The 7,749-nt window shown below is 41.6% G+C and carries 10 protein-coding genes; all 10 read left to right on the forward strand.

The genetic code is table 11. The features are described 5' to 3' along the window. Positions 1 to 38 precede the first annotated feature (38 nt). Entirely contained in the window at positions 39 to 677 is a 639-nt protein-coding gene (locus HMPREF9073_RS00405; protein ID WP_034554985.1) for an NAD(P)H-binding protein, read from the forward strand. Positions 678 to 804: 127 nt separating this feature from the next. Then, on the forward strand, positions 805 to 1,740 hold the full coding sequence (locus HMPREF9073_RS00410) for a DUF6268 family outer membrane beta-barrel protein (RefSeq protein ID WP_009412009.1): 936 nt from the start codon (positions 805 to 807) through the stop codon (positions 1,738 to 1,740). Between the two features lie 77 nt (positions 1,741 to 1,817). After that, positions 1,818 to 2,033 carry a GIN domain-containing protein gene (locus tag HMPREF9073_RS00415; RefSeq protein ID WP_009412010.1) on the forward strand — a complete coding sequence of 72 codons (216 nt, stop codon included), beginning with the start codon at positions 1,818 to 1,820 and terminating at the stop codon, positions 2,031 to 2,033. 26 nt (positions 2,034 to 2,059) lie between these two features. Continuing rightward, positions 2,060 to 2,647, forward strand: coding sequence for an outer membrane beta-barrel protein (locus HMPREF9073_RS00420; RefSeq protein ID WP_009412011.1), 588 nt, complete (start codon positions 2,060 to 2,062; stop codon positions 2,645 to 2,647). Positions 2,648 to 2,677: 30 nt separating this feature from the next. After that, positions 2,678 to 3,760, forward strand: a complete 1,083-nt coding sequence (locus tag HMPREF9073_RS00425; protein WP_009412012.1) for a sensor histidine kinase — start codon at positions 2,678 to 2,680, stop codon at positions 3,758 to 3,760. Beyond that, positions 3,757 to 4,449, forward strand: a complete 693-nt coding sequence (locus tag HMPREF9073_RS00430; protein ID WP_009412013.1) for a LytTR family DNA-binding domain-containing protein — start codon at positions 3,757 to 3,759, stop codon at positions 4,447 to 4,449. Before HMPREF9073_RS00425 ends, HMPREF9073_RS00430 begins: the two co-directional genes overlap by 4 nt. 148 nt (positions 4,450 to 4,597) lie before the next feature. Further along, positions 4,598 to 5,188: a Crp/Fnr family transcriptional regulator gene (locus HMPREF9073_RS00435; protein ID WP_034554987.1), complete on the forward strand. Its 591-nt coding sequence runs from the start codon at positions 4,598 to 4,600 to the stop codon at positions 5,186 to 5,188. 86 nt (positions 5,189 to 5,274) lie between these two features. Continuing rightward, entirely contained in the window at positions 5,275 to 5,460 is a 186-nt protein-coding gene (locus HMPREF9073_RS00440) for a hypothetical protein (RefSeq protein WP_009412015.1), read from the forward strand. Positions 5,461 to 5,472: 12 nt separating this feature from the next. After that, complete coding sequence (locus HMPREF9073_RS00445) at positions 5,473 to 7,014, forward strand: glycine betaine ABC transporter substrate-binding protein (protein ID WP_009412016.1); 1,542 nt, start codon at positions 5,473 to 5,475, stop codon at positions 7,012 to 7,014. Beyond that, complete coding sequence (locus HMPREF9073_RS00450; RefSeq protein ID WP_009412017.1) at positions 7,011 to 7,721, forward strand: ABC transporter ATP-binding protein; 711 nt, start codon at positions 7,011 to 7,013, stop codon at positions 7,719 to 7,721. Before HMPREF9073_RS00445 ends, HMPREF9073_RS00450 begins: the two co-directional genes overlap by 4 nt. Positions 7,722 to 7,749: the final 28 nt, after the last annotated feature.

Here is a 7,749-nt window from a genome sequence, read left to right on the forward strand (position 1 = left end):
GTTCTCACAAGAATTTATGCTGCGGAATTAAGGTTATTATGAAAGCACTCATTATCGGCGCCACAGGCGCCACCGGAAAAGATTTATTGTCGCAACTTTTAGCTGACGACACTTATGCCGAAGTACATTGCTTTGTGCGTAAACCCTTAGCCCTCACCCACCCCAAGCTACACGCTCACGTAGTCAATTTCGAGACTCCCGAGGCGTGGGCAGATTTGTTGCACGGCGATGTGGCTTTTTCTTGCTTGGGAACTACCTTAGCTGTGGCAGGTAGTAAAGAAGCCCAATGGCGCGTGGATTACGATTATCAATATCACTTCGCACAGCAGTGTAAAGCCAATAGAGTACCTACTTTTGTACTCGTCTCGGCAGCAATGGCAAATGCACAGTCTAAAATGTTCTACAACCGTATGAAAGGACAGTTAGAAGATGCTGTGAAAGCACTTGGTTTCTCGCGCTTGCTCATTTTCCAACCCTCAGTATTAGTGCGCAAAGGGTCGGATAGAAAAGGAGAGCAATTGGGTCTCAAAATGATTGTTCTCCTCAACAAAATAGGACTCTTCAAACGTTACTGCCCTATGCCTACCGAAATATTAGCCGAAAAAATGCTATCGGCTGTATACAACTCCCCTAAAGGAACTTTCACCTTTGTTTTAGATAAAATTTTTGAGATATAATAAATTGGTCAACAGCCTCAAATTAGTCTAACAATTCCTGCTTTTGGTATAGAAAACACCTTTTTATTCTTCTTATAACCCCTTTTCTCTGTACTTTTGCCACTGTAATACTTAAATCTTTATTATAGTGAAAGAGATAATAACTTTTATAGCACTGCTCTTTGTAGTAAGTGTTTCAGCGCAAATCAGTGTAAAAACGGAGTATATAAGCAATTCCAAGTTCTACGATGCAGTAAGCGACAGCAATATAGGCGATGGCTCTGCTATGATCTACTCTGTGGGAGCAATGGCTCTCCTCTCTATGCAAGCCCCTGAGGAAGATGACCCTTACCAGCGACCTACCGTATGGGGTGTAGGGCTTAACGGCACCTTTGTAAAGATGAACAACCACAACTTTCCTATCGGCAAAGAACTCCCTTCAGAGGTGATGAACTTGGGAGCAACAGTGCTTCACTTACGTCCGTTAAAAGAGCGTTGGTCTATGTTGATGGCTCTGGGTATAGGAAGCTATACCCCTGAAAATAGACTATCGGCTATCCGTATAGGCGAAAATGTTTTGGCTAATGGGGCTTTGGTATTTGTATGGCATTGGAGACCTAACTTTGAAATAGGAGGTGGCGTGGCTCTTAACAACAGTTTTGGTTATCCTATGGTGTTTCCTGCATTTTATTTGAAATACAAAGGTGGTTTTTCTGATAAATTCACTATAGATATCAATCTACTTGACGGTACGAAAGTAGCTTTTGGCTATGATTATAGCGAAAACCTCAGCTTGAAATTAGTAGCTAATATAGGAGGTTATTTGGCATACCTAAGACGCAACGGACAAAAAGAAATGTTCTCTTCGCAAACTTTTTTTGTGGGATTAGAACCTGAGTTTAAACTGGGTAAGCATATTAGCATTCCGGTGACTTTTGGCGGTAGTTTTATCCGTTCGGGGCGTTATAGAGAACGTACCCTCAGTGCGATGTTTGCCTCTGAAGCTAAAAATGAAGACGGTAGTGCGCGCTCGAGTGTGTTTTTGCCTGCGTTGTATTTTGCAGCGGGAATTACAATTAAGTAATTAACAATGAACGATTATGCTACGACCTTTGGCAAAGTTGACTACTCTGATAATCAATCACTTTATGTAGGGGCGTTTTGCAAACGCCCCCTAAAGGCGATGGCAACTTTTTAGGTAAGGAACTAAGTACTCGTAAAGCAATCCTTTCTATAATCGGAGCAGGGAATATAGAAGCATTGGTTACTGAGGAAGTACAAGCTAAAATCAAAGGATATGGATATATCATTATCTTTGGGAACCCTCCTCAAAAAAGCACAGACATCAAAGGAAATGGAAAGATACAATTTCTATAGTATTAATTTAAAACACATATAAAAAAATGAAAAGAATAATTACAATTATAGCCTTGATAGCGTTCACCGCTACGGCTACAGCACAAGTAAAATTTGGCGTCCATTCGGGTTGTGGAATTGGATTGATGAGCAAAGATGTTCACGACGACCGCTATGAAGGACAAAACAAAACTGACAAAAAGCCTTTTAGCACCTCTTCTTATGGTGGTTTCTTTGTTGAAATCCCTGCTTCTGAGAAATTATTGTTAGATCTTAGGGCAATATATACCAATCATTCCACTACAGGAAAGGGAAAAACAATGCTTCACAGAATTGATGTGCCTCTGGCTATCAAATACGATATCAGTGGGTTCCGTCCTAAAGTAGGAGGCTATGTGAGTTATATCCCTTGGGTTACTTCTTTTAAAGACAAATACCGTTCATTTACCAGAAAGGATATTGAAAAATTTGACTATGGAGCACTCTTCGGTTTAGAATACAACTTCAACGAAAAACTCTTTATAGAAACCAATTTCTACTTAGGATTAGCCAATCTCCTTACCGAAGACCCTCGCCACAGTAGCGACTATTTGCGCACACGCTCTATCCTTGTAGGACTAGGATACAGATTTTAATGGTTAACGACTAACAACGCCCTCTCACTAATGACTACCGAAAATCCATACATATTTTTGAAGAACAATCTCTTCTTGCAGTTTCTTATAGCTGATAGATACCGCATTTATCGGCATATAGCAGGTTGTAGCTTATTGCTTTTATTCTTCCTAACAACCAAAGAATGGGGCGCATACAAGGGGGTTATCGACCATTTAGATTGGATAGAAAGATGGTTCGTTATCACCATCGCTTTTTACCTAAACCTCTATGTACTGATTCCGAAGTTCTTATTTAGAGGCAAGCTTATTAGCTATACTATCAGTCTTGTTGGAATACTCTTTGTTTGCCAAGTGCTTACCTATTACCTAAACACAGTAATATGGAGAGAATACGTTATCAGCGAAGACCTTAAAAAAGCGATGCTTTTGCCTATCCCTACCCTATTTATCTTTTCATTATTGAGTTTATTGCCCTTTATAATGCTATCCACACTCATAAAAATATTCCAATTGTGGATAAAAAGCACCGAAAAGATGCAAGAATTAGAACAACAAGCTGCCAAAAGTGAGCTACAAGCCCTGAGAAGCCAGATACAACCGCACTTTTTGTTCAATATGCTCAATAGTATCAACACATTGTTGTATATCGACCCCGAAAAAGCCTCTTATAGCATCGCAAAACTATCCGATTTCCTACGGCATTTGCTCTATCAATCGCACGAAGAGCGAGTTTTCCTCTCTTCTGAATTGCGTTTTCTCACCGATTTTCTTTCTTTGGAAGCGATGCGCCGTGATGATTTTACTTATGAGATTACCTACAACGAAAAGAATATACAAGGCATACAACTGCCTCCTAATATACTGCTTATCTTAGCCGAAAACGCTGTAAAACACAGTATTGATGCCCTTGCTCCTACCTATATCTATATGAAATGTGAACAAAAAGAAGGATGGTTACACTTTTCTGTGCGCAATTCCGTACCTTTGCAACCTAATCCTCAACAAAAATTCAGCGGTATAGGATTAACTAACCTCCGCCGGCGGTTAGAACTGCTCTATGACGACCGTTTTAAGCTGTTGCAAGAAGCTCTACCACAAGAATATATAGTAACCTTAGTTCTACAACTATGAATTGTTTGATAATAGACGATGAACCCTTAGCGCGTATCGGTATGGAGCGCCTCATCAGGCAATACAGTCATTTGAATGTAGTAGGCACCTTCAAAAACACTGTAGGCATCGCCGACTTTCTGAAAAAGAACGAAGTGCACTTACTCTTTTTGGATATAGAGATGCCTGGGGTAAACGGCTTGGAGTTTGCCAAAACCTTACCTGAACATACTTTGGTTATCTTTACTACCGCCTACAGCCAATATGCCTTAGACAGCTATGAAGTAGATGCCCTCGACTATTTAGTAAAGCCTATTACTCCCGAACGATTTAAAAAAGCCGTTGCCAAAGCCGAAAGTTATCTTCAACTGCTCTCGCAGCAGAAAACCGACTTTGAAGCTACCGATACGCAATACATCAGTATCCGCGCCAATAGACGCAATTACCGCATTCCTCATAACGATATCTTATATATAGAAGCATTGAAAGATTACGTGATTATCCACACTTTTACCGATAAATACATCACGTGGATTAATCTCAAAAACATACATAGCCAGCTCCCTGAGTCGGTATTTGTACGCGTTAATAAGAGTTATGTTGTGAATATACAACACATTACTTCCTACACCCACCAATTTGTGTATATAGGTGAGACAGAAATTCCTATTGGCAGAGCGTATGAAGTAATTAGCAAATTTGCTAATTAGCAAATTATTCACTACTTTTGCACTCATCATTCGTCATTCGTCATTCGTCATTTGGTTAGGGATAAAACTCGATAAAATCAAGCAATCCTCTAAAAATTAACCTGTAAAAACTCTGCTATATTTTCCTTTACCTGAACAAATGAATACTATGGAACCCTATATCACCCCAATTATCAATCATTTTGAGAAGATTATTCCGCTTAACGCCGAAGAGAAAGCCTATGTAACTGAGGCTTTTCAGCCACGTTTGTACCGCAAGAAGCAATACATCTTGCAGGAAGGCGATGTGTGCCACGTGCTCAATTTTGTAGTAAGTGGTTGCCTGCGGATGTACACCATCAACGAGAAAGGCACCCAGCATATTGTACATTTCGCTGCTGAAAACGAGTGGATATCCAACCTAATGAGCCTCTATAAAGAAACACCTTCAGAGTTCAGTATTGATGCCCTCGAAAACACCACTGTACTACAGATAAAACGAGAGGATTTATTTCAACTCTACGGCTATTCGCCTAAGTTTAACCGCATCTTCCGTGTGTTGATAGAAGAAGCCTACGCCCAACTTCAACAACGCTTCCTATTGAGTATCAGTGCTTCGGCACAAGTAAAATACCGATACTTCACCCAAGCCTATCCTCACCTACTACAACGACTACCACAAACGCAAATTGCTGCTTTTTTGGGGATTACTCCCGTATCGCTTAGCAATGTAAAAGCCGAATTGTTAAGATTAAAATAGTTTAAGGGTATTTCTTAAAATACTTTATTGCTTTCGCCTGCCGTATCGCCGTACCTTTGCACCAGAATTTTAAACGTATTATTAAAATGAAAACAGAACAAAAAATTGCCGTTATAGGCTTAGGAAACAGCGCTCTCAATCAGTCTATCCGTATAGAAGTATTCGGTGACCTACACGAAGCTGGTGCTGTAGGCAAAACCGTTACTTTAGAAGAAGCAAGGCAATTGGCTAATTATTTTTATCTTTGCACCATTATCACATTGGTAAATTAACACATCAACACATTGGTAAATTTTATCACTCTTCTTCGTGAGGAAGCGCCGTTCTTCCTGCACCTGACTGCTGAGCATTTGCTTATTTCGCTCTTGGCAATTGTTATCGCAACATTTATAGGGGTGCTATTGGGAATCTTTATCAGCGAGTACCGCAAGTATGCCGTTTGGCTCTTGGGGGCTGTGAATGTGCTCTATACTATCCCTTCTATCGCTTTATTGGGTTTCTTTATCACTATTACGGGGGTAGGGAACCTCACGGCTCTTATTGCTCTAATACTCTATGCTTTACTGCCTATTATCCGCAGTACTTATACGGGTATTACCCAAATCAATCCGCTGATTGTAGAAGCTGCAGAGGCAATGGGTAGCACCCGCAGGCAACTGCTTTGGAAAATCAAACTTCCTTTAGCCCTGCCTGTACTGATGTCGGGTATTCGCAATATGGTAACGATGACCATTGCGCTGGCAGGGATTGCCTCGTTTGTAGGTGCCGGGGGCTTGGGGGTGGCTATCTACAGAGGTATCACTACCAATAATAGTGCGATGACCCTCATAGGCAGTGTGCTGATAGCCCTCTTGGCTTTAGGTTTTGATTTTCTTTTGGCAAAAGTAGAGCAACGATTGGTGCATCGTGAAGTTGTCTATAAGCGCAATCCGCTAAAGCTGGTAGGAATAGGAATTTTGGCACTGCTCATCACTCTCTTCTTTGTGCTTTCGCCAAAAAAGACGAAAGATATTCATATCGCTACCAAGCCGATGACCGAAAGCTATTTGCTGGGGCAAATGCTCACCTTGCTTATTGAACAAGACACGGGGCTTTCGGTACGACTGACCAATGGTGTAGGAGGTGGCACCTCCAACATTCACCCAGCAATGTTGCGCGGAGACTTTGATATCTACCCCGAGTACACCGGCACCGCGTGGGAAGCAGTACTCAAACGCAAAGACCCTTACAACGAGAACAAGTTTGCCGACTTAGAAACTGCCTATAAAAAGCAATACGGATTGGAATGGGCTAACCTATATGGCTTCAACAATACTTATAGCTTGGCAGTGAGCAAGGAAATGGCTCAAAAATACCAGCTCAAAACCTTTACTGACTTGGCTAAGGTGAGCGAGCGACTTATCTTTGGGGCTGAATACGACTTCTTTGAGCGAGAAGACGGTTACAAAGCACTACAAGAGGTATATGGAATGCTCTTTAGAAAGGTACTCGATATGGACATCGGACTGAAATACCAAGCGATGCGTGATAAGAAGATTGATGCTATGGTAGTATTCACTACCGACGGACAGCTATCGGTAAGTGAGGTGGTGGTACTGCAAGACGACCGTAATATGTACCCCTCCTACAAGGCAGGCACGGTGGTACGCACCGAGCTACTGACCACCTACCCCACCCTGCGCACTACTTTGGCAAAGCTGAACCAGCTAATAGACAATACCACGATGGCGCACCTCAACTTCTTAGTAGAAACTGAAAGGAAACGACCTGAAGAAGTTGCTAAAAACTATCTGCTACAAAAAGGACTTTTAGACCCACAACGATGATTACTTTTTCTCATATACACAAAAATTATAATGGTAAGGAAATTATTGCTGACTTCAATCTGACCATTGAAAGCGGTACTTTCCTCACCATCATAGGCACTTCGGGCTCTGGCAAAACCACCGTACTAAAAATGATTAACGGATTGGTATTGCCCGACAAGGGCGAAATATACATTGACGGCAAGAATATTTTGGAGGAAGACCTCATTGCCTTACGCCGCAACATAGGTTATGTAATTCAAGGGAATATCCTCTTCCCGCACCTCACTGTTGCTGAGAATATTGCTTATGTACTCCGTCTGAAAAACTACTCTAAAACCGACATCACACACATTGTAACCGAAAAACTACAACAAGTAAACCTTCCCCCCGAACTTGCCAACCGATTCCCTCACCAGCTTTCGGGCGGACAGCAGCAGCGGGTGGGTATCGCTCGTGCCTTAGCCGCAAGCCCCTCTATCATCTTAATGGACGAGCCTTTTGGAGCATTAGACATCATTACCCGTCAGCAGCTACAGCGAGAGCTCAAAGTGCTGCATCAGCTCTCAGGGGCTACTATCGTATTTGTTACTCACGACATAGCCGAAGCCTTAACACTGGGTACCAAAGTATTAGTATTAGATAAGGGAATTATTCAACAATACGACACCCCCGAAATGATTAAACAACACCCTGCCAATGAATTTGTAAGACAATTAGTGAATTAACGTCAGTTCGATATAACAGAACATTGAT

The sequence above is a fragment of the Capnocytophaga sp. oral taxon 326 str. F0382 genome (assembly GCF_000318295.1).
Lineage (GTDB): Bacteria > Bacteroidota > Bacteroidia > Flavobacteriales > Flavobacteriaceae > Capnocytophaga > Capnocytophaga periodontitidis.